Here is a 25091-nt window from a genome sequence, read left to right as displayed (position 1 = left end):
CGGGCACAATGCCTGCGTGCAGCGAACACCAACTCACCAGTACGAGCCGTGGATGCGCCGCGCGCTAGACGTTGCGCGCACGTTGCCGGATCCTGGAGCTGACGATCCTCCGGTCGGTGCGGTGGTGTACGACCATGAGGGTAATGAGATCGCCGCAGCGCACCACGACCGCGCCCGAACCGGAGATCCCACCGCCCAGGCTGAAATCCTCGCATTGCGCCACGCAGGAGAGGCGTTCGGCACGTGGCGACTCGACGGATGCACGCTCGTGACCACACTCGAGCCGGGAATCATGTCGGCTGGCGCACTCGTACTCGCCCGCATCCCACGTCTGGTCATAGGATCCTGGGACAAATACAACGGCGCCGTCTGCTCCCTCTGGGACGTCGTACGCGACCGCCGACTTAACCACTACGTCGAAGTCATCCCCGAAGTGCTCAAATCAGAAACCGACTCACTTCTTAACGCCTATCTCGACACCCCACACGTGACCTGAACTATCACGTCCGATGCAGTTCACGGCGGGGGAGAGGGGGACCCACACCGCAGGCACCAAGACGTCCTCCGCGACCGCAGATGCTCGCGCTCGTCTCCCACCTCATCCTCCGCCGTCCGCTGTTCTGCCGAGTCCGGCGGGCGTCGCTGCCGCCAATCGGCCGCGAGGAGCTTAGGTGTCGGAAACGCCTCGTCCACGATATCGCGGATGATGCTTCCTTGCGTGGAGAGGTCACTGGTCAATGACATGAGCGATCAGAGGTCCTTCAGCGCTGGCAGTAGCCCGGTCAGGTCGATCAAGTCGACGTGTGCGGCGCTAGTGCTGGTGAAGTCGCAAACTCGTACATGCAGCGGACCGAAGCGGTCCTCGAAGCGCTCGCGCAAGATCGGAGATGCGCGATTCAGCGCCCAATCCGCTGTGCTGGTGCTGGTTCGGAGGAAGTGGATCGCGTGCGCTCCGGCGACGTAGAGCTGGGCGCGGCGCCCGGACTCGTCCAGCGCCAGGTGTACGAGGTCTTTGAACGTGCCCCGCTTACGCATCGCGTCCGCGCCCTTCCAGAACTGGATCTTGAACTCAGCGACACGGCGATCGGTCTCGACATCGAACGGCCTGCCAGGGTCGTTACCGGCGGCCAGCGATGGGCGCACCGTGACACGCTCGCCATCCTCGATGATCAGCGGCAGCGCCTGAGTGATGACCGCAGCGTGGATGACGTCGCTGATGCGGCCCATGTGTTGGCGGATCAACAACGACGCCTGCAGCAACTCGTCACTCAGACCGGACGCTGCGGCCTGAGCTGCTGCAGTCGGCTGATCAGCGCCCTGGAGGTCGGCTTCCAGCTGTGCGATCCGCTCGGTCAAACTTTCCGACGTGACGAAGGACAGCAATGTCTGAAACGCCGCTGCGGCCCGTGGCGTGTCGTTGGTGACATCCCAGGACGACGATGCGATCGGCGACGACGTGGTTGCTGCCATTGTGGCGCAGCGCCCGTCGTCTGTGGGCATGGTGCTGGTTTCGAAGCCCAGTCGCCGCAATTGTCGCAGCGCGGTGTGCGAGGTGAACTCGGAGCGTTGTACTCCGATGGCTGCTTCGAGAACCTGCTTTGGAGGCCAGCGCTGTCCGTCAACTTCCACCCAGTGATCGCGTATCGCTTCGGGCGACTGACCGGCGAGGCGTGCTTGGACCAACGCATGATCCAGCTCGAACTCCCGTCCGCTCAGCTTGAAACGCATGACCGGCGCCCTTCCACGTGGCTGGATCTGCGGCTTCCACGACGCCACTTGCTGTGTGAGGTTAACGGCGGACGCCGACACTTTCGGTGCTAGGGGTAAACACGGGGAGCTTAGGATGCATGAGGCAAGAACAGCCTCAGTAGTTCGATTTGCCCCGGCCGGAGGGGCAAGATCGGGTTGATCGCGGGGTATATCTCGGCTTCTTCCCAGAAGCGGTTGGGCACACTCGACGCAACGCCGGTCTTTACACCACGGGCGTGCTGGCCTGCCAGCAGCCGTTGCGCGTCGAAGAGGTAGACGTTCTCAATGCACCATGGTCGCGTGCTGCCTGCCGAGGACGCAGCTGCGCTTGATGGTCCCGTCATGACCAGATAGTAGTCGAGTGTGTCGGCGTCGGTCATGTCCAGGATGCCTTCGCGTTTGAGGTACCATTTCACGTTCACGGTCTTGCCGTGCAGCGGCCCGGCACGGAACCGTCCGTCGAGGGATTTAGCGCTAGCAGAGTGTTCCAGCTCGATGCCGAAGACCTCCGATGCGATCCATTCGCCGAGATGGCCGGACGTCATCGGCCGACCGATGATCTCGGCAATCCGCGCGTCGATCCTGTTCCGCTCGTGCAGCAAGCGAGCGGTCTCCGAAAGTTGATCGTTCGTCATCTATCTATGTGCCTCCCAGCGTTCCATCGTCGCCCGCCAAGCGGGTCCATACGCGCCAACGCAGAACAAGGCTCGCTTTAGAGCTTTCGAAGATCGTCGCGGCTACGAAGTCCCCGATGACGGCCGACTTCAAGCATCCGCTACGAGGAGATACGGAACCGCGCTCGTCGCTGATCGTGTCTCGGTGTGGGCGGTGCCGAGCACGGCGTTGCCCTGCTCGGCACGGTGAACCGCGTCCTCCCAGGGCGCCACTCCTTCAGTGGTGGACACACGTGACGGTTGCTGGCTCATGCACCCAGTCTGACCCCTTCCGGCAGGCGCGACCAGCAGCGACGCCTGGGCTGCCCGGGATCCTGCCAACCGGGTCCGGAGCCCAGCAGCCGCCACCGCGTAGATGGGGTCGATCCGAGCGATGCCTCTTGTCTCTCGTGGCCTGACCATTGATCAGATTCTCGCTCCGACCCGACCTCGCGGTGGATGAGGGCAGCTCCCACGACTCCATGGGGTCATTCCGCGCCTGGTGGCGCGTCTCCTTCCGGGTCCGGCGGAAGGGAGTAAGGGCATGACGGCTGATATGTCTCGGGTCGGTGAGGCGTCACTGGAGGGGTGGGCCGAGCGGGCCCGGTCTCGCCGGTCGAGGGTAAGAACCAAGCCACGACTCGCACGCAGGGCGGGGTTGCGGTTCGCCCTGTACGGGCGGATGTCGACGACGGCGTATCAGGAGCGGGAGTCGTCGTCGCGGTGGCAGCGCGAGGTCGCCGAGGGCGTCATCGCCGGGCACGGGGTGATCGTGGCGGAGTTCTTTGATGTCGGCATATCGCGGCGACTGCCGTGGCCGGAGCGTCCCCAAGCCGCCGCGCTGCTATCCGCGGTCGCGGAGCCGGATCGCGGGTTCGATGTGGTGGTGGTCGGCGAGTACGAGCGGGCGTTTCAGGACGACCAGGCCGCCGCGGTCGCCGCGATACTGGATCGGCACGGGGTGCGGTTGTGGCTGCCGGAAGCGGGTGGACCGGTCGATCTCACCAGCGCGACGCATCAGGCGTTGATGCTGTTGTTGGGCGCGCAGTCCAAGCGTGAGGTGTTGCGGTCTCGCCATCGTGTGCTGACTGCGATGCGCGGCCAGGCGCGCATGCAGGGCCGTTATCTCGGCGGGCGTCCACCGTATGGGTATCGGCTGGCCGATGCGGGTCCACACCCGAATCCCGCGCACGCCAGCTGGGGACGCCGGGCGCATCGCTTGGCCACTGATCCGGCGACCGCCGAGAATGTGCGGTGGATCTTCGCCCAGCGGCTGGCTGGGCGCAGCGTCGCCGGGATCGCCCGCGCACTCAACGACCGCGGTGTACCGTGCCCGTCGCGCGTCGATCGGCGGCGCAACCGGCACCGCACCGGCGAGGCGTGGACGCTACGCACAGTGGCGTGCATCCTGGCCAACCCGCGCTACACCGGACGGCAGGTGTGGAATCGTCACGGTACCGACGACAACGGTGCGGCTGGTCTCGATGGTGACGAGCAGCAGAGACTGGCGGGGGAGTGGGTGATCTCGCAGACGGTCGCGCACCCGCAGCGTGTCAAGATTTTGGCTCTGGCTCTTTTTCGGTGGTGACGCTCGGTAGTTCATCCGAGGAGTATGCGGTGGCGGAGGAGGGTGAAGCCTGCGCGTCCGTACATCTGTCGTTTGATCAGTTTCGTTTTGGTGTTCACTCCTTCTGTTCGTCCATTGTGGAATGGCTGGGTGAGGGCGGCGCTCACGGCGGCGCGGTCGAGTTCGAGGCCGCGGGTGAACGCGTGGAGGTGGGGCAGGTCCTCGGCCCGGGCCTGCTCGATCCAGGCGGTGAGGCGCTCGTCGTTGCCAGCGGCGGGGGTGAGCAGGGCGGCGAAGTCACCGACGAGGGCGGCGAGCCCTGTCATCTCGGCGCAGGCGCTCGTTGCGGTGTCGATCCGTTCCCGCTGATGGTCGTGAAGGTCGTCGGGGTGGGTGAGCAGGTAGCGGGCAAGCCGCTTGGGTGAGATCGCTGGCTGGTCGGATTCGACGCGTCCTTGCGTGATGTAGCGATATAGGAGGTTTTGGCTTCCGGTGTAGCCGAGCTCGGTGATCTCGTGGAGCAGCTGCAGCACGGGCACGGCCGGCTCTTGTTCGCGGCGGCGGCGTAGATGGTCCCGGAACGGATCAACCAGGGTGGGCCGGTACTGCGGAGCGCGTACCAGCCGTTCGGGTTGGTCGATGCGGGCGTAGCGCTTGACCGTGTTCAGCGCCAGGTTCAACCGGCGAGAGATCTCGAGCAGTCCGACGCCACGATCGAGCAGATCATGCACTTGCCGCCAGCGTTCGCGGGTCGTGGCGGCGCGTTTCCCTACGCGGGGTGGTGGGCCGGTCTTGCCCCAGCACGCGCTGTGGGCGGCGACCTCCTTGAGAGCGGCCTCGGCGAGGTTGTGCCACAGGTGCCAGCGATCCGCGACCTGCACCGCGTCGGTCAGTGCACGCCGGATCGCTTCGGCGTAGGCGCCGGAGCCATCCCGGCACACCACCCGCACGCCGGGATGCTCGCGTAACCAGGCTTCGAGCGTGGCCGCGGTGCGGTCGGCGAGGACGTCGACGCGGTCGCCGGTCTCTGCATTGATGATCACGGTGGCGTAGCGCTGCCGCTTACGCAGGGCGAAATCGTCCAGCGTGTCAAGATTTTTGTGGATGTTTGGGCCTGTTTATCCTTTTCGTTGCTTTTGATGAGTGGTCGAATCCGTCACTGTGTGTGACGGCGCGTTAGAGGACGAGCCGGTCGCCGAAGAGGACGGCGAAGTGGTTGAGCGCGGCTTTCCACCCGTAAGTGCCGGTGCCGCGTTCGCCCTTGGCGCGAACATGACCGTCACCGTCGATGTAGCGTCCGGTGACGTGTCGGATGCCGAGATAAAGCAGCTTCATCGCGGCGTCCTCGGTGGTGAAATGTCCTCTGTTTTTCATGATTTTCCGCAGTTGAAAATTCAATGATTCGATCGCGTTAGTGGTATACACCACTTTTCGTATTTCTTTCGGGTATTTGAGGAACGGAGTGAAGTCTTCCCAGGCGCGATCCCACGCGGCGAGCATGCCTGGGTATTTCGTGCCCCACTCTTTACGGAGATGCTCCAGCGCTATCTCGGCGGCTTCGGCGTTGACGGCCGTGTAGATCGGTTTCAACGCGGCGGCAACCTTCTTGCGGTCGGAATAGGACACGTATTTCATCGAATTCCGGATCAAATGAATCACGCAGGTTTGCACCTCGGCTTTCGGCCACACAGTGCGGATCGCGTCCGGCAGTCCGGTCAGCCCGTCGCAGCACACGATCAGTACGTCTTCCACGCCGCGGTTCTTCACCTCGGTCAGTACCGCTAGCCAGTGGGCCTTGCTCTCCCCCTCGGTGGGGCCGATCCACACACCCAGCACGTGCTTGAACCCGTCGACGTCGACACCGGTGACGATGTAGGCCGGCCGGTTGATCACCACCCCGTTGGTGCGGATCTTGACCACCAGCGCGTCGATGTAGGCGATCACATACACCTGGTCCAGCGGACGGTTCTGCCACGTCTTGATCTCGTCATGCACCACATCGGTCACATTCGAAATCAGCTCGTGGCTCGCCTCGGCGCCATACACCTCGAGCAAATGATCCTTGATATCGCGGGTGGTCATCCCTTTCGCATACAGCGACAAGATCATGTCATCGATCTGGCCGAGCCGACGCTGATGCTTCTTCACGATCCGCGGTTCAAACCCGCCCGTGCGGTCCCGCGGAACCTCGATCTGGACCTTACCGGTGTTGGTGGTGACCGTCTTCGCCGAATACCCGTTGCGGGAATTGCCCGTTCCGCGTCCCGCAGCGTCGTGTTTCGCGTACCCGAGATGCTCATGCATCTCCGCGCCCAACGCCCGCTCGATCACCGCCTTACTCATCTGATTCAGAATGCCGTCCGGGCCATCCAACGGCGTCCCCGACGCTTTCGCGTCAGCCAGAATCCGATCAATACCCTCCGGCGAGACCAGCTCCGCCAACCGCCGCGAAGCCTCCTCCGCCGCCGAGCCCTCGACCGCATCCTGCGCCTTGTCCGTCGTCACGTAGCGTTCCCTTCCACCGGCCCGGACCCTCCGGCCCACCGATGATCATGGCCCGCCCACTTCCACAAAAGATCTTGCACCCCCAAATCGTCCACCCCGATCACCGCTGGCACCGGCCGCTCCGGCACGGGTACCCGCAACAGCGCCCGCAGCGCGGTCTGCCGTGACAATCCGACGCCGAGGCTGGTCAGGACTCGGGCACCGGCGCGTCCGGCCAACTCCCGCACGACATGACCCACCTGTATGGCCAGCCGGGCGGTGCGGCGTTGATACCGCATGGCTACGGTCAGCGGCTCGCGGAATGTCTGCCGCGAGCAGTCCATAGTGGAGCAACGCATCCGTCGTGCCCGCACCCGCACCATGACTGGTCTTCCGTCCACCGGCACGTCGGCGACCCGCCGCTCGATATAGGCATGAACCCGCTTCGTCTCCACGGCGCAGCCCGGGCACACCGCTGGCCCCGGCGGCGTCGACGCCCGGACCAGGATCCTCCCTTTATCCTCCTCAACCCCTTGGATGACCAGCGACGACAATCCTGAGAACACCAATGCCAGAACTTGATCAACATCGCACCATCGTCACTCTGACACAACGCTCCGTGCCCAACCGACCAACCCCGCGTCACCACCGAAAATGGGCCAGAGCCAAAGATCTTGCACCCCCCCCCCGCACCCGCCGTTGGTCTCCGAGCGTGACTTTGTCGCCGCCCAGGCCGTCCGCGCCGCCCGACCCACCGCCGACGGCACCACCCGCACCTACCTGCTCACCGGGCTCGTGCTGTGCGGGGTGTGCGAGCGACGAATGGAAGCCCACTGGGTACACGGGCGCGCCGGTTACCGCTGCCGCCACGGACAGACCAGCAGCCAACGGCGCGCGCTACCGCGAGTCAAGAACGTCTACGTCCGCGAGGACCAGCTACTAGCCGCCCTCGCCGAACAGCAAGGGCAGCCTGATCACCCGAGCACGCTCGCCGCTGAATTACGACAGCACGACATGAAGATCGTCGTTTCTGCGACCGGCTGGACCCTCGCCAGCCACCCAGAACCCCAGTACACCACCACAGCCGACACCCTGTTCTGACCCAGCCGTGGGGTAATGACGTGTCCGAGACTCGACCCCGCACCGGTGGGAGGAATCCCCGAACCGGGGATATCGACTCCATGACCGGGGATACTAGTTCTGGCGATTCCGGCCGTCCAACCGGGTGGGCTCATCGCGACGAACTCTGATGAGCGTTCCGGTGTGTGAGCGCTGCGTACAGTGGCGTTTACTACTCGGACGTCAGTTTTCACGGTTGACAGCAGACCGCCCGAGTGGCGGCACGGCGTCCGTAGCCGTCCCACCCACGCCCTGCGCGGTTGTTCGGTGACGCACGGTGGCTAGAACGTGTAGCTTCTCGGACATTAGACCGCCCCCGGGCTGGCCCTAGCGTCGACGGTGTGGGCTGCGTGAGGGTGAGGTAGTGGACAGTCATCGGCGGCAGCGATTCACCGACGGGTTGGGGAGTGCAGCCGCGCAGCGGTTGCGCGAGTTGGGTACGCCGGTCGGGTACGGGCGGGGCGAGGTGTTGCTGCGCGCGGGGGACGTGGCGGAGTTCGTGGTGTCGTTGACCGCGGGCACTGTTTCCGCAGGTCGTGTTTCTTTTGATTATGGTTCGCGCTCTACTACCACGCCCAAAGGCGAGGCCACCTGCGTTCACGCGAAAGCTCCAGCACCTCGCACGGCACCATCGAGTGTTGCTACGCGGTGGTACCGAGATCCAAGCTTCGGGAACACCCGAGGTAGCTACCAGCGCTACGTCTGGCCGAAGTCAGGCTCAACTCGCACGTTCAGCACGCCCTCGAGGTGATGACACCACGGTCGGCTGACCGAAGCAAATGGATCAACGCCTTGACCTGCACTGATCGCGATGTCGCGGGTTGGCGCCCCCGGCAGGAAGACCAAAGGATGGGAACTGGGCTGGCCAGCAAGTATACGTTGGACGGCTGGTATTGGAGCGTCGCTACGAGCTGCATCGAGGAAATACGTGACCCTGCGCAGGCTCTCTCGTGCACACCGTCGACGCCGCGGCATTCCTCGATCCGACAACGGTCGCCGCCAAGACTGCACTCGACGCCCCGTCCTGCCTTGTTTGTCGGGGCTGACGGGTGGGCAGTGCAAGCTCGCACAATCTCGCAACCCTAGTCAGGCAATCCTCACCCTGGCGCGACCAGCCACCCCAACCCGTCGCCGTCAATGCCCTCACCGTCGATGTTGCACAGGACCTCACCCTGCTCAACCGGAGAGACGTTCGATATGGCCTACCGGTGAGCTGGACGGTTCGTATAGAAATGATAGCTCGACCAGGTCGGCACCGACCAGGCGGGTGTGCGGGAGTATGGCTGGGATATCGACCTCGCGGGGCTGGCCGCGATCAGGCGAGGTGACTGCATCAGTCGAGTGAAGATCCTTGACGACATCCGCGTTGCCTACGACACCGAATCCGGCCTACCACCCTGCTGGCCTCTGGCAGTTTTCGCGGCCGCGGTGGTTGACGGGCAGGACTCGTGGTGCGCGGTGGTGGGCATCGCGACCAGAAGGGGCAGCCAGGCACTGGCTTCAGCGCCGCGCTGGCCTATTAGGACACGCTGCGCTCCCGAGCTTGCTCGTTGTGCTCGTGCATGCTTCAGCATGGCTGTTTCGGCGCCAGTGCCTACCGCCGTATCGACCGCGAGGGCTCCTTCCGCACTGCATGGGGTCGCCCAGCCTGGCCCGAACGCGCCGTAGACACGTTGGTCCACATGGGGTTGCCGCGATTTGCTTGTTACTGTCTCGATGTTTTTGGTCGTCATCGGCCTCTGTCGACCACGGCTGGTCTTCCAAGGCGGCGGTAGCGTTCGACCCGGAGCTTGAGGCGGTCGTCCGGGTCTGTGCTGAGCAGCGCGGTGAGTTCGAGGTGTAGAGCTGAGCTGATTCGTCTGCAGAAGGTGTCCGGTTCGTCGGTGGCGTCCGGTCGTTCGGGGACTATGCGATCCACGATGCCGTTCTCCAGCAGGTCGGCTGCCCGCACGCCGTGTGCGGTCGCGACCTCAGCCGCGTGTTCGACGCTGCGGTGCATGATCGCGCTGGCGCCTTCGGGTGGTAGTGGTGCGATCCACGCGTGTTGTGCGGCGATGACGCGGTCGACGGGTAGCTGCGCGAGCGCGCCGCCGCCGCAGCCTTGGCCGAGCAGCAGGCACAGCGTCGGTGTTGGGAGCGTCACCAGCGTTGCGATTCCTCTGGCGATCTCGCCTGCTAGACCACCTTCCTCGGCTTCTTTGGACAGTGCCGCGCCTGCGGTGTCGATGACGGTTACCAGCGGCAGACCCAGCTCGGCGGCGAGCTGCATGCCGCGGTTGGCTGTGCGTAAGGCGGCCGGGCCGATGGGACCATGTGTTGACTGTGTGTGGCGGTCGTGGGCGGATAGGACGCAGGGCTGTCCGGCCAGCTTTGCCAGTGCGAGGAGCAGGCCCGTGTCGCGCTCGCCTCGTCCGGATCCGCTTAGCTCGACGATGCTCGTCGCGGCTCTCGCAAGCACGGTGCGTGCCGAAGGTCGGCCGACTCGTCGTGACCTGATGACCGTTTCCCAGGCCGAGTAGGACGGTGGGATCGCGGGTTGTGTCCTGCGCGATGGCGGCGGCGCTGCGTCGGAGTCGGCGCGGAGGACAGCTAGTGTCGCGGCGAGGGTGCGCCTGAGTTGTTCGTGGGCGACGACGGCGTCGACGACACCGTGTCGATAGAGATTTTCAGACGTTTGAACGTCTCTGGGCCATGGTCGATCGTGTAGGGCCTCGTAGACGCGTGGTCCGAGGAATCCAAGCAGGGCCTCTGGTTCCGCGTAGGTTACGTGGCCGAGCGATCCCCATGAGGCGAACACACCGCCGGTGGTGGGGTGCCGGAGGTAGACGATGTAGGGCAGCCTGGCCGTCTTGTGTTGGGTGACTGCGGCGGCGATTTTGATCATGCAGGCGAACGCGAGCGTGCCTTCCTGCATCCGGGTGCCGCCGGAGGAAGGCATCGCGACCAATGGCAAGCGCGCTGCGGTGGCGTGTTCGATCGCGCGTACGATTCGTTCGGCCGATGCGACGCCGATCGAGCCGCCGAGGAATGCGAATTCGGAGGCGATCATGGCGACCTGGTGTCCGTCGATGCTGCCGGAGCCTGTGATCACTGCCTCGTTGATGCCGGTCTTTTCGCGGGCTCGCGTCAGCTCCTCGGTGTATGCCGGGTCGCCTGCCGGGTCGACGGGTGATTCGTCCCAGGAGACGAACGAGCTCGGGTCGAGCACGAGTTCCAGCAACCGGTGGGCGTCGACCCGGTTCACCGGTTCATCTCGTGGTGGTCGAGCTGGTCGAGCCAGGCGCGCACGCTGTCGTTGTGTTCCCCAAGGCGGGGAGGTGGGGCGTGAGTTGTGCGGCCTCCCGCGTAGGTGTTGTTGTCGAAACGCAGCGGCGGTCCGGGTAGTCGCAGGCGGCCCAGTGCCGCGTGCTCGACCTCGACAAGCAGCCCTTGGGATCGGGTTTGTTCCCAGCGGTACACCTCGTCGATCGTGCGGACTTTGCCTGCGGGTACGCCGGCGGCGTCGAGTCTGGCCAGCCATTCGGTGGCGGGAGCGGTCGCGAGCGCGGCTTCGATGTCGAGTCGTAGTTGTTCTCGATGCACTACCCGTTCGGCGTTGGTGCGGTAGCGTGGGTCGTCGGCTTCCAAGCCGAGCACGCCGGTGAATGCTTTCCACAGGGTGTCGTTGCCTGCGGCGACCTGGAGCGCGCCGTCTGCTGCATGGAACAGGCCGTACGGCGCGATTGAGGGATGTTGGTTGCCGGTGGCGCGTGGAATTTCGCCCGCGACCGTCCATCGCGTGCCCTGGAAGGCGTGTACGCCCACGACGGATGCCAGTAGCGAGGTCCGCACCACACGCCCGCGCCCAGTCTGTCCCCGTTCGATGAGTGCCGCGGCTACGCCTAAGGCTCCGTGTATGCCGACTAGCAGATCGGCGATCGGAACGCCGACCTTCGTGGGCTCGTCCAGCGACGGTCCGGTCAGGCTCATCAGCCCGGCCTCTCCTTGGGCGATTTGGTCGTAACCTGGTCGTTGGCTCTCTGGGCCGTCATGGCCGAAGCCGGTGATTGAAAGGATCACCAGGCCGGGATTGAGCTGGTGCAGGCGCTGAATGGGAAAGCCGAGCCGGTCGAGTACGCCCGGCCGGAAGTTCTCCAGTAGTACGTCGGCCCGCTTGATCAGGCGTTCCAGCAGCTGGGCGCCGCCCCGGCTTTTCAGGTCGGCTGTCACGGATTCCTTGTTGCGATTGGCCGAAAGGAAGTAGGTTGACTCCTGAGCGCCGTCGGGACCGACGAACGGCGGTCCCCAGCGTCGTGTTTCGTCGCCCCGTTCCGGTGCCTCGATCTTGATCACTCGGGCGCCGAGGTCGCCGAGCATCATCGCCGCATGCGGTCCGGCCAGGGCCCGGGTGAGGTCGACGACGACGGTGCCGTCGAGTGGCCCGCCGTATCCCACTTGACCGGTGCTGGTTGTCTGGTCTGTCATCGCTCACCCGCTTCACCGGTTGCTGTGACGCCGGTGTGGGCGATGTCGGGGCTGCGTCGCCATGTTTGCGTGGCGGTCTCGATGGCGTGCGCCAGTTGCAGCACTCCGAAGTCGTCACCTGGACGTCCTACCACCTGCAGACCCACGGGCAGCCCGTCCTCGGTGAACCCGAACGGCACCGACGCGGCGGGCAGGCCGGTGGCCGAAATCCAGTAGCAGGACCGCATCCAGTCCAAATACGATTCTGGTTCCACTCCGGCGACTGCAGGCGGATAGGGCAGGTCCACATCGAACGGCGGCACCTGGGAGACCAGGGTGATCAGGAACTCGTGGTCGGTGAGGAAGTCCCGCATTCGGTAGTACAGGGCGGTCCGCGCCTTCTCGGCGCGGCACAGGTCCTCACCGGTGAGCGCCAGGCCCGCCTTGGTGTTCCACGCCGCGCTCTCCCCCAAGTCCTGCGGGCGCTGCTCGAACAGCTCGCCGAGGGTGAGCGCGTAGTACCAGGCCCGCCAGGTCCGGAACGCTTCCTCGGCGCCAGTGAGGTCGGGGTCGCGCTCCCGTAGGTCGCAGCCGAGGGACGTGAGCACTTGTGGAGCGGGTGCCATCGCGCGACTGACGCGCGGATCCACGGGCAGCCCACCCAGGTCGTCGCTCCAGGCGACGGTCGTGCCAGTGAAGTCACGGCCCAACGGCCGCGCGAACTGATCCGCAGGCACGGAATGCGACAGCGGGTGCCGGGGATCGGGAGGGCTGAGCACGCGCATCTGCAAGGCCACGTCACCGACGGTGCGAGCCATCGGGCCGGCCACGGCGAGGGCAAATTGCGGCGCCGCACTTGGCCAGGTGGGAACCCTGCCGATGGACGGCCGAAGCCCGACGACGCTGCAAAAGCTCGCGGGATTGCGCAGGGAGCCGCCCATGTCGGTGCCGTCCGCGATCGGCACCATACCGGTGGCCAGTGCCGTGGCCGCGCCGCCGCTGCTGCCGCCGGGCGTTTTCGAGACATCGTACGGGTTGCGGGTCGCCCCAAACACGTCGTTGTAGGTCTGCGATCCCGTTCCCCACTCCGGGGTGTTCGTCTTGCCGACGGTCACCGCTCCCGCAGCCACCAACCGCTCCACGACGAGCGAGTCGACGTCGGGCACGAAGTCGGCGCGTGCCGGTGAGCCGTACGTGGTGCGAATGCCCTTGGTTTCGGTGAGGTCTTTGTGCGCCACGGGCAGGCCGTGCAACGGGCCGAGCTGGACGCCCCGAACGATGGCGTCGTCGGCCTGTTTCGCCAGCCGCCAGGCGTGGTCTTCGGCGAGCGTCACGATCGCATTCACTGTCGGATTCACCCGCTCGATCTGTGCCAGGTAGGTGCCGAGCAGCTCGCGGGCCGACAGCTGCCGATGCACCAGGAGGGTCACCAGTTCGGTGGCCGGTCGGAAACAGAGTTCTTGCTCGGTCATGTCACGCTCCCTGGTGAGGTCGGGCTCGGGCTTGGTCTCGGAATGTGTGGATAGGCTCGACCGCGTCCGGCGTGGCCCCGGGCGGCAGTGCTAGAGGGACCACGCTCGGCTGTTGCGGTTAGCGGCCTGGCGCACGGTATCCGGTGGGCTCGGGTCCGTGATCGACGATCGCCGCGACTGGTCCACCGCCGGCGGGGCCTTGGTGCGTCGCGGAGACGGACACGAAGACGGCCGGATCGCCGGTGACAGCGGCGGCCACGCCGCCGACACAGGATTTGATTTGCCGGTGCCAGTGCACGTCGGAATCATCGAGCATCGCATTGCGCCGCCCGCGAACGACTCCATCGGGGGACACCTCGCACTTGAGGAAGACGTTGACCAGGCGCCCGTCGACGTCGTTCCAGCGCGGTGTGTCGGGCAGCTTGAGGCCGGCGTCACGGATCGCGTCCCAGATGCCGTCGGAGTCAAGCGCGTCGGTCATGACCGAATGGCCGATGCGGAATCGCCCGCCGATGCTGCGGACGTTGCCGACCACGACGATTTGTGCCCGGTCCAGCTCTACGCCGGACGAGCAGGAGGCGACGGAGGAATAGAGATCCCGGTTGTGCATGACGGCGCTGTCGGCGGGCATGTCGATTTCGCCTAGCGCGACGGCGACGCCGAGGCCGGTCGTCGCGTTGGACAGGTCCATGGACTCGTGGGTGTGCTCAGTCCACACGGACTTGCCGCGGCTGTGCGCGTCGCGGATGGTTTGGATCGTCAACAGCGGGGTCTTGGTCTGCACGTAGTGCACGTCGGCGGGGTCGGTGATCCCGGCCTGGTGCATCGCGGCCTTCACCCCGGCGGCGACCTTCTCGATCATGCCGCGGCGGCCGATCTCTTCGGGCAGGAGCGGCTCGCTCATGGCAATACCCACAGTCAGCCGGGGCTCGTCGGTCTTCTCGGCAGTGTCGGCGGGCACGGTCGCGAACACGGTGGCATGTGGGCTGATCACGCCGTCCGTGCCGCCGGACCAGACGATCGGCACCTGCTTGGCCTCGTCCATGGTGCGGGTGCCCTTGTCCACCAGCACCTCGCGGAACGCGCGGTCGGCAATGATGCGCGTGTAGTCGTTGACGCCGCCGTTGCCTTCGGTCTTGCCGATGATGGCGGTCACCCGGTCAGCCTCGATGGTTCCGGCGTTGATCAGTTCCGCTAGCCCCGATGCGTCGCTGACGTGTTTGATCGGGAGCTTGCGGACCTCAATGGGCTCCGGCATCTGAAATCCCTCTATTCTTCTCGCTCGTTGCGTGTTCGGCCTGTTGGGGTGCTGTGGCCGGGCGGTATCACCGCTCGCAGGCAAACTGGGTGCGGTCTGTTGGAGATTAGCCGGGTGGGATGGCACTGGCCGATGGTCAGAGTTGCCAGCAAAGACGCATACCCTTTGGCAATTTCTGCTCGTGATTTGCTGTGACGGCCGACACTAGGGTCCTGGTCACGAAGGCGGCTCACCGGCGTGAGGAGACCACATGCAACTGCTACCTTGGCAGGTCGTCCACGGAGGCCGGACCCCGCCGGAAGGAGAAGTCGTCCGGCCGGGTGAGCGGCTGAGTTGGCCGCGCACGATCGGGCTGGGTGGTCAGCATGTGGTCGCCATGTTTGGGGCGACTTTCGTGTTCCCGGTGATCATGGGCTTGAACCCGAACGTCGCGATCATGTTCTCCGGGATCGCGACTATCGTCTTCTTGTTGATCGTCGGCGGCCGGGTGCCGAGCTATCTGGGCACCAGCGCCTCATTCGTCGCCGGTGTCGCGGCGATCCGCGCGCAGGGTGGTGACTCCTCAGAGGTGACTGGCGCCATCGTGGTCGCTGGCCTGGTCCTTGTCGCCGTCGGCGTGTTCGTGCATTTCGCCGGTGCCGGGCTGGTGGTCAGGGTGCTGCCGCCGACGATCACCGGCGCGGTTGTCATGTTGATCGGTTTCAGCCTTGCGCCCGTCGTGGCCGAGCAGTACTGGCCGCAGGACCAATGGGTCGCGCTCCTTACCGCGACATTCGTGATCATCGCCGCTGTGCTCTTCAGGGGATTCGTCGGCCGGATCGCTATCGTCCTCGGCCTGGTTTTCGGCTTCGGAGTGTCCTGGCTCTTCGACCGAGCCTTGGGTCCGATCGTCTCCTGCGGCGGCACCGGCTGCGAGCCGACCGCCCACGACCGCGTCACGTTCGCAGCCGTCGAGGCCGCCGACTGGGTCGGCCTTCCGGCCTGGACCTTCACCGGCGCCGACGGTGTGGAGGTACCCGGCTTCCACACCCCCAGCTTCTCGCTGGCCTTCATCCTGCTGGTGCTTCCGGGTGTCATCGCCTTGATCGCGGAAAACACCGGCCATGTCAAGGCAGTGGCGGAGCTGACCGGTGACGACCTCGATCCCTACGTCGGCCGCGCGCTGCTCGGCGACGGTCTCGGAACCGCGCTGGCAGGTACCTTCGGTGGTTCCCCGACCACGACCTACGCGGAGAACATCGGCGTCATGGCCGCCACCCGAGTCTACTCCACCGCCGCCTACTACGTGGCTGCGATGGTGGCCATCCTCCTCGGGCTGAGCCCGAAGTTCGGGGCGCTGGTCAACGCCATCCCCGGCGGTGTTCTGGGAGGCATCACAGTCGTGCTCTACGGCATGATCGGCCTGCTTGGCGCGAAGATCTGGGTGGAGAACCGCGTCGACTTCGCCAACCCGATCAACCTCGTGCCTATGGCGGCCGGCCTCATCGTCGGCGTCGGCGGGGTCTCACTTCAGTTCACCGAGGACTTCGAGATCAGCGGCATCGCGCTCGGCACGATCTTCGTGGTCTTCTACTTCCATCTGGTCCGCCTGCTCGGCGCCGGTAAGTCCACACCGGCGACGTCGGCCGGTGAGTCCGCATAACCTCGGAAGGAAGGCTGCAGCTGTGAAACCCGCACCGTTTGCGTACCTGCGCCCGGAGTGCCTCCAGGACGCGCTCGAGGCCTACGCCGACCACGCCGACGACGCCAAGATCCTCGCCGGGGGGCAAAGCCTGATCCCGCTGTTGTCGATGCGGCTGGCCGCTCCAACCATGCTGATCGACATCAACCGGCTGACCGAGTTGTCGTACGTCCACACCGACGCTTCTGGCGTTCGGTTCGGTGCACTGACGCGACATGCGCAGATCGAGCACGACAAGCGGGCGAACCGTGCGCAACCACTATTGCGCAAGGCATTGCGGTCCGTGGCGCACCCGACGATCCGCAACCGCGGGACGACGGTGGGCTCAATCGTGCACGCCGACGCGGCCGCCGAGATGCCGGCCGTGCTTCGTCTGCTCGAGGGCAGCGTCACACTGCGCTCCCATGAGGGCAGCCGCGAGGTGGGCGCCGAAGACCTGTTCGTCGGCCCGCTGGAGACCTCGCTGGCAGCCGGCGAAATCGCCACCGAGATATTCATGCCGGCACTGCCCGCGGGCGCTGGCGTGGCGTTCGAGGAAATCTCGCGACGGCGCGGCGACTATGCCCTCTGTGGTGCCGCAGCGATCGTGCAGACGGACCCGGGCGGTGCCGTCACCTCGGTCAAGACGGGGTACCTCTCGGTCTCCGAAACTCCACTGGTGCTGGACCTGTCCGACGCCTTCGACGATGGCGAGCTCAGTCAGACCAATCTGACGGGAGCCGGGGAACTGGCGAGCGCGGCGGTGCAGCCCGAGACCGACATCCATGCGACAGCCGACTATCGGCGCCAGCTGGCCGGGGTGTTGACGAAGCAGGTCATCGAGCAGGCGCACAACCATGCCAGCGCACGCACGATCGGAGGTTCCCAGTGAGCGACCCGACAACCGCCGACACCGACGGTGAGACCATGCATCACGTGCGGCTCAGCGTCAACGGTGCGACCTACGACATCGAGGTTCCGGCACGCAGGCTGCTGTCGGACGCCGTGCGACAGGACATCGGCCTGACCGGCACGCACGTGGGATGCGAGCACGGCGTCTGCGGGGCCTGCACGGTGCTCGTGGATGGGGTGCCCATGCGCTCGTGCCTGATGTTCGCGGTGTCGGCCGAAGGTCAGGAGGTCACCACGGTCGAGGGCCTCGGCGACGCCGACGGGTCCCTGGGCGCCGTCCAGCAGGCGTTCAAGGACTGTCACGGGTTGCAATGCGGCTTCTGCACCCCGGGCTTCCTCACGACCATCACGGCCTGTCTGCGGGACAACCCCGACCCCACGCGCGAGGAGGCCTCCGAGATGGTCGCGGGCAACCTGTGCCGGTGCACGGGCTATCAAAACATCGTCTCCGCGGTCCTGCGTGCGGCGGAGCTGCAAGGCGCGGGGTGCGCCACCAAGCCGGAGCACGCCGCCCAGGAGGCTCAGGCATGACATGGAAGCTGGTTGGGGAGAACGTTACCCGGGTCGAGGACGACCGGTTGCTGCGTGGGCTCGGGCGGTACACCGACGACTTGTGCCCCGAGGCGCTGCACGTCGCCATGGTGCGCAGCCCGCACGCCCATGCCCGCATCGTCGACATCGACATCGAGCGGGTCCTCGATGTCGACGGCGTACTGGCGGTATACACCTATGAGGATCTGCCAGGCCCTCTAGCCGAACCGCTTCCACTGCTCATCCCGCACCCTGCGCTCACCCACGGACGCACCCAGTACGCCCTCGCCAAAGATGAGGTCAACTACGTCGGGGAGGCCGTCGCGATGGTGGTGGCCATCGACCGCTACATCGCCGAGGACGCCGCTTTCCGAATCTCTGTGAGCTACGATCCGCTGCCCCCAGTCGTCGGCATCGACCACGCCCGCAAGGCCGAGCACCTGGTCCATGACGATGTCCCCGGCAACGTTGCAGCGCGCATGGAACAGTCCACCGGAGATGCGGAATCCGCAATCGCAGGCGCTCCGCACAAACTCACGCTCGACCTCGAAATCGAGCGCAGCGCGGCGACCCCGCTCGAGGGCCGGGCAACACTGGCCGAGTGGGACACCGGTTCGGGACGCATGCGGGTGTGGACCTCCACCCAGACCTCGACCGGCGTGCGCGCCGCCATCGCGGCCAAACTACAGCTGGACCTCGCCAACGTCGACGTGATCACGCCGGACGTCGGCGGCGGCTTCGGTGTCAAAATCATGCACCCGTGGCCGGAGGACTTGCTCGTACCGTTCGTCGCCAGAGCCCTCGGTAAGCCGGTGAAGTTCATTGAGGACCGGCGTGAGCATTTCATCTCCTCGGCTCACGAGCGCGGCCAGGTACAGCACGTCGAGGTGGGGTTCGACGACGACGGCCGCATCCTGGGACTCTCGGTGCGTTTCTGGCACGACAACGGTGCCTACACGCCGTACGGCATCATCGTGCCGATCATCACCTCGACCCAGCTGCTCGGCCCGTACAAGCCCGGGGCCTACTCGGTGGTGTTCGAAAGCCTCTACACCAACACCGTGGTCGTGACCCCCTACCGCGGGGCCGGTCGGCCGCAGGGCGTCTACGCGATGGAACGCACGATGGATGCCATCGCCTCCTACCTCGGCCGGGATCGCACCGAAGTGCGCGCGGTGAACTTCATCCAGCCCGACGAGTTGCCTTACGACCATGGGCTCCTCTTCCAGGACGGCAGGCCGCTCATCTACGACTCGGGAGACTATCCCGCCTGCCTTCAGAAGCTGAAGAAGCTGGTCGGCTGGGACGAGTTCGAGACCTTCCGCGAACAGGCACGCTCGCAGGGGCGCAGGGTCGGCATCGGCCTGGCCTGCTACGTCGAGGGCACCGGAGTCGGGCCCTACGAAGGCGGACACGTGCAGGTCGAGACGTCCGGGAAGGTCAAAGTCGCTACAGGTCTCACCTCGCAGGGCCAAGGGCACCAGACAGTCTTCGCGCAAATCGTCGCCGACGAGCTCGGCGTGCGCTTCGAGGACGTCGAGGTGACCACCGGCGACACCCGCCGATTTCCCTACGCCGTGGGCACCTTCGCCTCCCGGGCCGCGGTCATGAGTGGGTCGGCCATCGCATTCGCGGCCCGCGCCGTCCGTACCAAGGCGCTGCGGATCGCGGCCGATGCGCTCGAGGCCAGCTCCGACGACCTGGAGATCGTGGACGGCATCGTGCGAGTCAAGGGAACGCCCGACGCCACGATCGCGCTCGGCACCGTCGCTGTGTTGTCCAACCCGCTGCGGTACGCCTTCGACAAGGCCTCGGAGTCGGCCACCCAGTTCGTCGTAGGCGACCCTGACAAGCCACCGGTGGCCGAGGGCGACGAGCCGGGCCTGGAGGGCAAAGGCTACTACTCGCCTGTCCGCTCGACATTCGCCAGCGGCATGCATGCAGTGATCGTGGAGACCGATCCGGACACCGCCGAGATCAAGATCCTGCGTTACTGCGTCGTGCACGACTGCGGCCACGTGGTCAACCCGCTGATCGTCGAAGGACAGATCCACGGCGGCGTGGCCCAGGGGGTTGCTGGCGCGCTATACGAACGGATGTCCTACGACGAGCACGGACAGTTGCTGAACGCGTCGTTCATGGACTTCCTGATGCCCTACGTCACCGAAGTTCCCAGCAAAATCGAGATCGATCACCTCCAGACGCCGTCACCGCTGAACCCACTGGGGATCAAGGGCGCGGGCGAGGCCGGCGTGATCCCGTCGACAGCGGTCTTCGCGGCCGCGATCGAGGACGCCGAGGGGATCGGAATCACGTCGATGCCCATCTCACCGTCCGAGCTGTTCGAGCTGCGACGCAGGAACACCGAAGCGTCAAGCCCTGGAAGGAGAGCCACCTAAATGAAGGTCGCCGGAGAAGCCACCTTGCACGCACCCATCGATGCGGTATGGGACGCACTGTTGGATCCCGCAGTGCTCGTCCGCACCATCCCGGGGTGCGAGAAGCTCGAGGCAGCAGGCGAGAATGCCTACGCGATGCAGATCACCGCAGGGGTCGCTTCGATCAAGGGCACCTACGCCGGAACCTGCGAGCTCAACGAGTTGGTGAAACCGGCCTCCCTGGTCATGAAGACGTCAGCCTCCGGGGCCCCGGGCACGGTGGCCGCCGACGTCAAGGTCGACTTCACCGACAACGGTGACGGGACGACCGGTCTACGCTACGGCGCAGACGCCATCGTCGGAGGCATGATCGGCGGCGTCGGCCAACGGATGTTGGCCTCGGTCAGCAAGCGAATGGCCGGAGAGTTCTTCGTCGCCGTCAACAACGTGCTGACCGGTCACGAGACCGCGGTCCCCCCAGGCGGTACCACAGGCGGTGCCACTTCCGAACAGCCGGTGCCTGCCACGTCGGGTCAGGTCTTCACCGCCCCCGCCAAGACCGGAGACGGCGCGCATGACGACGCCTTCCTCAAAGGCGTCGCGCTCGGCGGCGGTCTGGTCGCTCTCGGCGTCCTGCTTGGCGCGCTGGCCGGGCGCCGGAGAGGCTGAAACTCACACATCATTTCCCACGCCCGGGTTCAACAACCTCCCGCGACAGCCATGAAAGACAGGACCCATGCTGCCCAACACACGACGCATCCGCATCGGCATCGACACCGGCGGAACCTTCACCGACGTGGTCGCCTTCGACGAGACAACCGGCGACCTGGTGACTACCAAGACACCGTCGACTCCGAGAAACCCCGCCGACGGCTTCATGGCCGCCATCGACAAGGCGCTCGACCTGGCGGATCGCCCGCCCGGCGGGGGGGACTCCATTGTGGCCGTCAGCCACGGCACCACGGTCGCCACCAACCAGTTACTCGAGGGCAAGGTCGACAAACTCGGTTTCGTGACCACCGAGGGCTACGAGTCCATCCTCGAGATCGCGCGCCAGTCGGTGCCCGACGGCTACGGAAACTCCTACTTCTGGGTCAAGCCCGACAGAATCGTGCCTCGCGACCTGGTCGGAACCGTCGGCGGCCGGATGACCTACACCGGAGAGGAGATCCGGCCCTTCGACGAGCCCGGTGCGCGGGCCACCGCCCGCTGGTTCCGGCAGAAGGGTGTGAACACGCTCGGAGTCTGCTTGCTGCACGCCTACGCCAACCCCTCCCACGAGGAGCGGATGCGCGAGATCCTGGCCGAGGAACATCCCGACGCCATCGTCTCCCTCTCGTCAGCGGTGCTACGCGAGTACCGCGAGTACGAGCGGTCCATGACGACGCTGGTCGATGCCGCAGTCAAGCCGATGGTGTCTTCCTACGTCGCCACCATCAAGGCGCGCCTCGACGCGTACACCGTGTCCACCTTGTCCGACGACGCCACCGATCGCCACGACACCAGCGTGCCGTTCTACGTGATGAAGTCCAATGGCGGCGTGCTCAGTGCCGAGGAGATCGTGCATCAGCCGATCACCACGGTGCTGTCCGGCCCAGCCGCCGGGGCGCTCGGTGCGGCGCTGATCGCTCGGCACGCCGGCTTCGACCGGGTGCTCACCTGCGACGGCGGTGGCACGTCCACCGACATGTGCGTCGTCATCGACGGGGAACCCAGCCTGACCACCGAGGGTAGTGTCGGCGCCTACCCGAGCAAGATCCCGATGATCGACGTGGTGACGGTCGGCGCGGGTGGGGGGTCCATCGCCTGGCTGTCGCCGGAGGGAATGCTGAAGGTGGGCCCCCGGTCGGCGGGCGCCGATCCTGGCCCGCTGTGCTACGCCAAGGGTGGCACGGACGTCACGATCACCGACGCGCACGTCTGCCTCGGCCGGATCCCGCCTCACCTGCTCGGTGGCGAGATCCCGCTCGACGTCGATGCAGCGCGATCGGGTCTGCAGCAGCTCGCGGAGAAGCTCGACATGAGCGTGCCCGAATGCGCGACAGGAGTGCTGGAGATCTCGGCATGGAATCAGGCGAACGCGCTGCGACAGATCACCGTCCAACGTGGTCTCGACGTCCGTGACTTCACCCTCACCACGTTCGGTGGGTCCGGGTCGCTGCTGCTGTGCCGCCTGATCGACATCCTCGATCTGCCTCGGGTGCTGGTGCCGCCCAACCCTGGCAACGTGTCGGCCTTCGGTCTGCTCACCGTTGACGTCAAGAACGACTATGTGCAGACCCATGTCTCGTTGCACGACACCCTGGATCCGCAGGCTCTGGCAGCTGTGTTCGACGACCTGAGCGCCCAGGCGGCGGCGGCACTGAGTAAAGAAGGCTTCGCCGTTGAGGACCACCACTACGTACGCACTGCTGATCTTCGCTATTTCGGACAGGCCTTCGAGGTGCGGGTTCCGGTACCCGACGGTCCGATCGACCAGGCGCTGCTCGACAACGTCGCACAGCGATTTCACGACGAGCACCGCGCGCTGTATGGCTACGACTTCGCCGGCGACGACCAGCAGCAGGTCGAGTGGGTCAACCTCCGGGTGTCGGGCGTCGGGCCGATCCGACGCCCTGACATTCACAGGCGCCGTCCCGGCCCCGATGTCGGTCGCCCGCGACCACGGAGCCGGCGGGCGGTCTGCTTCGTCCCCGCCGACGGGGAGGTCGACACCGCAGTGTTCTGGCGTCCCGACCTGCAGCCGGGCCAGCGTCTTCGGGGCCCGGCCATCATTGAGGAATTCGGCTCGACGGTGCCGGTGCATCCCGGGTTTTCGGCACGCATCGACGACTTCCTGAACATCATCGTGACCCGTGGGGAGGACGCCCGATGAACCGGCAGGACCCGCAGTCGGTGACCGCGCCCACCGACTTTCCCTTCGACACCTTGACGCCGGACGCCGGAGCTACTGCCGATCCGGTGCTCATGGAGATCGTGCAGGGCAGCCTAGCTTCGGTAGAGATCGAGGTGGAGACGGCCATCGCGCGCACGTCGCGGTCGCCGATGATCCGCGACGCCCACGACTTCCGGGCCGGGATCCACGACCGGCTGCTGCGGAAGCTCACCGGTCGTTCCTACAGTGCGCTGGTGCAGCCGGTCGCCCGTGACTTCCCGCTGCACACGATGCGGCCGGGAGACGTGTTCTTCCACAACGACGTGTACCGCTCCGAGGGTGGCATCGGTCACCTCCCGGACCTGTGCGTCACGGTGCCGGTGTTTCACGACTCCGGGGACGGCCGGGGCCCGTCGGTGGTGGCGTTTGTGCAGGCGTTCGGTCACCACGACGACATCGGCGGCGCGGTGCCGGGATCGATGCCGAGCTCGGCGACCAGCGTGTTCGAAGAGGGGCTGATGGTGCCACCGATCAAACTGTGGGACGCGGGCACACCGAACCAGGCAGCACTCACCATCTTGACCCGCAACTCACGGATGCCGGAATCACTGGCCGCAGACCTGGACGCGGAGTGCGCTGCCTGCCTGATGGGCGCGCGACGGCTGGCCGCACTGTTCGACCGCTACGGACCGGCGACGGTAGAGCGCTGCTTCGACGCGCTCATCGACCGGACCACACAAACATTCCGACGCGAGGTGCTGGCCAAGATACCGGTCGGCCAATGGGTCTGGGAGGACTACGCCGAGCACGATGGGGTGGACGAACCGCAGCTGCACCGGCAGCGGATCACACTGACCCGGACAACCCCCGACGACCCAGACGGTGAGCGGCTTGTCATCGACTTCGCCGGCACCTCCCCCCAGGCCAAGGGCCCGATCAACCACAGCGCCGACTACTCCGACGGGGTGTTCCTGAAGAAATGGCTGGCGCCGATCCTGCGCAACCTCGCCGACACACCAGAACGAATGGCCGAGCTGGACGTCAACGAGGGCGTGGTGCCGCTGATCGAGATGCGGTTCCCGCCCAAGGGCACACTGCTGACACCGGAGTTCCCGGCACCCACCAACGCCAGGACGTTCGTGATCCTGCGGATGCTCGGCGTCCTCGCCGGGGTGGTGGCCAAGGCCGTCGATGGGCGGATGCCTGCCGACCAGGAAACCATCCGCTACACCGGGATTTACGGCCAGGACCACGACGGCCGCCCCTACCTGATGCGAGAGGTGCTCGGCGGCGGCTCCGGCGGGCGCTACTACGCCGACGGCGAGGACACCATCCACGTCGTCCCCGACTCGCGGAACCTGCCCACCGAGTTCACCGAGTCGCGGTTCCCGTTCGTGGTGGAGCGCCTCGGATTGGCCGTCGACTCCGGCGGGCCGGGCCAGTTCCGGGGTGGTCTCGGGTACGAGAAGCACATCCGGATGCTCACCGACGCCCACTTCATGTCGATCGCGGACCGCTCCATCCTGTCCTGTTGGGGCCTGGCCGGCGGCCGCGCGGGCAGGCCGTTCCAGGTCACGATCGAGCCGGGCGGCCACGCCGAGCGAGAGGTGGACGCACTCGCCGACGCCGAGCCGGTACGCGCCGGCGAGGTGATCCGGATCCGCACCACGGGAGGCGGCGGCTGGGGCGACCCGTTGCAGCGCGACCCCGAACTCGTCATACGCGACGTGGTCTGGGGCAAGGTGTCGGCCGCGGCCGCATGCGACGAGTACGGCGTGGTCCTGACCGGGTCCGTCGAAGGCGACGACCTCGGCTACGACGCGGAAGCGACGACGAGCCAGCGCACCCAACGAGGCGGACAGCGAACCGGACAGCAGCCGTACTTCGACCGCGGGACTGGCTACGCTCACCTCAGCGACGGTAGGCCGGCCGCAGAGGTGGACTGGCTCTGAGCGCCGTTCCTGGCCCCGCCAGGACGGGAGGACGGCTG

Annotated in this window: 19 protein-coding genes and 1 pseudogene; 11 read left to right on the top strand and 9 right to left on the bottom strand. The window is 66.1% G+C overall.

Annotated features, from left to right (window positions below):
• The first annotated feature begins 16 nt into the window (after nt 1-16).
• Nucleotides 17-496, top strand: coding sequence for a nucleoside deaminase (locus AMYHA_RS12735; protein ID WP_034271272.1), 480 nt, complete (start codon nt 17-19; stop codon nt 494-496).
• Between the two features lie 254 nt (nt 497-750).
• Here AMYHA_RS12735 and AMYHA_RS25710 read toward each other — a convergent pair whose 3' ends face one another.
• On the bottom strand, nt 751-1728 hold the full coding sequence (locus AMYHA_RS25710; RefSeq protein WP_051399827.1) for a hypothetical protein: 978 nt from the start codon (nt 1726-1728) through the stop codon (nt 751-753).
• 110 nt (nt 1729-1838) lie between these two features.
• Complete coding sequence (locus AMYHA_RS12720) at nt 1839-2384, bottom strand: hypothetical protein (protein WP_034271270.1); 546 nt, start codon at nt 2382-2384, stop codon at nt 1839-1841.
• A 562-nt stretch (nt 2385-2946) separates the two neighbouring features.
• Here AMYHA_RS12720 and AMYHA_RS12715 point away from each other — a divergent pair.
• Nucleotides 2947-3990 (top strand): recombinase family protein, encoded by a 1044-nt coding sequence (locus AMYHA_RS12715; protein ID WP_231104730.1) that lies wholly within the window; start codon nt 2947-2949, stop codon nt 3988-3990.
• Nucleotides 3991-4001: 11 nt separating this feature from the next.
• On the opposite strand, the pseudogene AMYHA_RS12710 reads toward AMYHA_RS12715, so the two are convergent.
• From AMYHA_RS12710 to AMYHA_RS12700, 3 genes and pseudogenes are all read right to left on the bottom strand, one after another.
• Nucleotides 4002-5054, bottom strand: a pseudogene (locus AMYHA_RS12710) (ISL3 family transposase); the annotation flags it as partial.
• A 91-nt stretch (nt 5055-5145) separates the two neighbouring features.
• A complete protein-coding gene (locus tag AMYHA_RS12705; RefSeq protein ID WP_034277011.1) occupies nt 5146-6411 on the bottom strand; it encodes an IS256 family transposase in 1266 nt (421 codons plus the stop codon).
• 59 nt (nt 6412-6470) lie between these two features.
• Nucleotides 6471-6926 carry a transposase family protein gene (locus AMYHA_RS12700; RefSeq protein WP_269189783.1) on the bottom strand — a complete coding sequence of 152 codons (456 nt, stop codon included), beginning with the start codon at nt 6924-6926 and terminating at the stop codon, nt 6471-6473.
• A gap of 226 nt (nt 6927-7152) precedes the next feature.
• Here AMYHA_RS12700 and AMYHA_RS12695 point away from each other — a divergent pair, with 226 nt between their 5' ends.
• Together AMYHA_RS12695 and AMYHA_RS28415 are read left to right on the top strand one after the other, a co-directional pair.
• Nucleotides 7153-7554 carry a zinc ribbon domain-containing protein gene (locus AMYHA_RS12695; RefSeq protein WP_034271268.1) on the top strand — a complete coding sequence of 134 codons (402 nt, stop codon included), beginning with the start codon at nt 7153-7155 and terminating at the stop codon, nt 7552-7554.
• 1287 nt (nt 7555-8841) lie between these two features.
• On the top strand, nt 8842-9240 hold the full coding sequence (locus AMYHA_RS28415; RefSeq protein WP_084037151.1) for a hypothetical protein: 399 nt from the start codon (nt 8842-8844) through the stop codon (nt 9238-9240).
• A gap of 61 nt (nt 9241-9301) precedes the next feature.
• Here the strand turns inward: AMYHA_RS28415 and AMYHA_RS12690 are convergent, their stop codons facing one another.
• From AMYHA_RS12690 to bar, 4 genes are all read right to left on the bottom strand, one after another.
• Entirely contained in the window at nt 9302-10816 is a 1515-nt protein-coding gene (locus AMYHA_RS12690) for a carboxyl transferase domain-containing protein (protein ID WP_034271265.1), read from the bottom strand.
• Nucleotides 10813-12036, bottom strand: coding sequence for a CaiB/BaiF CoA transferase family protein (locus AMYHA_RS12685; protein WP_051399825.1), 1224 nt, complete (start codon nt 12034-12036; stop codon nt 10813-10815). Before AMYHA_RS12685 ends, AMYHA_RS12690 begins: the two co-directional genes overlap by 4 nt.
• Nucleotides 12033-13487 (bottom strand): amidase, encoded by a 1455-nt coding sequence (locus tag AMYHA_RS12680; RefSeq protein ID WP_034271260.1) that lies wholly within the window; start codon nt 13485-13487, stop codon nt 12033-12035. The genes AMYHA_RS12685 and AMYHA_RS12680 overlap by 4 nt, the downstream gene beginning before the upstream one ends.
• 118 nt (nt 13488-13605) lie before the next feature.
• The gene (bar, locus tag AMYHA_RS12675) at nt 13606-14745 is read right to left on the bottom strand and encodes a barbiturase (protein WP_034271257.1); all 1140 of its coding nucleotides are present in this window, start codon (nt 14743-14745) and stop codon (nt 13606-13608) included.
• Between the two features lie 250 nt (nt 14746-14995).
• Here bar and AMYHA_RS12670 point away from each other — a divergent pair, with 250 nt between their 5' ends.
• The 7 genes from AMYHA_RS12670 (at nt 14996) to AMYHA_RS12640 (ending at nt 25053) form a co-directional block, all read left to right on the top strand.
• Nucleotides 14996-16387, top strand: a complete 1392-nt coding sequence (locus tag AMYHA_RS12670) for a uracil-xanthine permease family protein (RefSeq protein WP_034271254.1) — start codon at nt 14996-14998, stop codon at nt 16385-16387.
• Nucleotides 16388-16409: 22 nt separating this feature from the next.
• On the top strand, nt 16410-17297 hold the full coding sequence (locus AMYHA_RS12665) for an FAD binding domain-containing protein (RefSeq protein ID WP_034271251.1): 888 nt from the start codon (nt 16410-16412) through the stop codon (nt 17295-17297).
• Between the two features lie 35 nt (nt 17298-17332).
• Nucleotides 17333-17848 (top strand): (2Fe-2S)-binding protein, encoded by a 516-nt coding sequence (locus AMYHA_RS12660; protein ID WP_034277007.1) that lies wholly within the window; start codon nt 17333-17335, stop codon nt 17846-17848.
• Nucleotides 17845-20247, top strand: a complete 2403-nt coding sequence (gene cutA, locus AMYHA_RS12655; RefSeq protein ID WP_034271248.1) for an aerobic carbon-monoxide dehydrogenase large subunit — start codon at nt 17845-17847, stop codon at nt 20245-20247. The genes AMYHA_RS12660 and cutA overlap by 4 nt, the downstream gene beginning before the upstream one ends.
• Entirely contained in the window at nt 20248-20895 is a 648-nt protein-coding gene (locus AMYHA_RS12650) for an SRPBCC family protein (RefSeq protein ID WP_034271245.1), read from the top strand. It begins immediately after the preceding gene.
• A gap of 67 nt (nt 20896-20962) precedes the next feature.
• Entirely contained in the window at nt 20963-23101 is a 2139-nt protein-coding gene (locus AMYHA_RS12645; protein WP_034271242.1) for a hydantoinase/oxoprolinase family protein, read from the top strand.
• Nucleotides 23098-25053 carry a hydantoinase B/oxoprolinase family protein gene (locus AMYHA_RS12640; RefSeq protein WP_034271239.1) on the top strand — a complete coding sequence of 652 codons (1956 nt, stop codon included), beginning with the start codon at nt 23098-23100 and terminating at the stop codon, nt 25051-25053. Before AMYHA_RS12645 ends, AMYHA_RS12640 begins: the two co-directional genes overlap by 4 nt.
• Nucleotides 25054-25091: the final 38 nt, after the last annotated feature.

The sequence above is a fragment of the Haloechinothrix halophila YIM 93223 genome (assembly GCF_000504245.1).
Classification (GTDB): Bacteria; Actinomycetota; Actinomycetes; order Mycobacteriales; family Pseudonocardiaceae; genus Haloechinothrix_A; species Haloechinothrix_A halophila.
This window is presented reverse-complemented; position numbering and strand designations above follow the sequence as displayed.

Bases quoted from the DNA above. Each gene is read 5' to 3' on its own strand.
- cutA (WP_034271248.1), top strand. From the start codon at position 17,845: ATGACATGGAAGCTGGTTGGGGAGAACGTTACCCGGGTCGAGGACGAC.
- AMYHA_RS12645 (WP_034271242.1), top strand. From the start codon at position 20,963: ATGCTGCCCAACACACGACGCATCCGCATCGGCATCGACACCGGCGGA.
- AMYHA_RS25710 (WP_051399827.1), bottom strand. From the start codon at position 1,728: ATGCGTTTCAAGCTGAGCGGACGGGAGTTCGAGCTGGATCATGCGTTG.
- AMYHA_RS12650 (WP_034271245.1), top strand. From the start codon at position 20,248: ATGAAGGTCGCCGGAGAAGCCACCTTGCACGCACCCATCGATGCGGTA.
- AMYHA_RS12720 (WP_034271270.1), bottom strand. From the start codon at position 2,384: ATGACGAACGATCAACTTTCGGAGACCGCTCGCTTGCTGCACGAGCGG.
- AMYHA_RS12660 (WP_034277007.1), top strand. From the start codon at position 17,333: ATGCATCACGTGCGGCTCAGCGTCAACGGTGCGACCTACGACATCGAG.
- AMYHA_RS12670 (WP_034271254.1), top strand. From the start codon at position 14,996: ATGCAACTGCTACCTTGGCAGGTCGTCCACGGAGGCCGGACCCCGCCG.
- AMYHA_RS12680 (WP_034271260.1), bottom strand. From the start codon at position 13,487: ATGACCGAGCAAGAACTCTGTTTCCGACCGGCCACCGAACTGGTGACC.
- AMYHA_RS12715 (WP_231104730.1), top strand. From the start codon at position 2,947: ATGACGGCTGATATGTCTCGGGTCGGTGAGGCGTCACTGGAGGGGTGG.
- bar (WP_034271257.1), bottom strand. From the start codon at position 14,745: ATGCCGGAGCCCATTGAGGTCCGCAAGCTCCCGATCAAACACGTCAGC.
- AMYHA_RS12685 (WP_051399825.1), bottom strand. From the start codon at position 12,036: ATGACAGACCAGACAACCAGCACCGGTCAAGTGGGATACGGCGGGCCA.
- AMYHA_RS12640 (WP_034271239.1), top strand. From the start codon at position 23,098: ATGAACCGGCAGGACCCGCAGTCGGTGACCGCGCCCACCGACTTTCCC.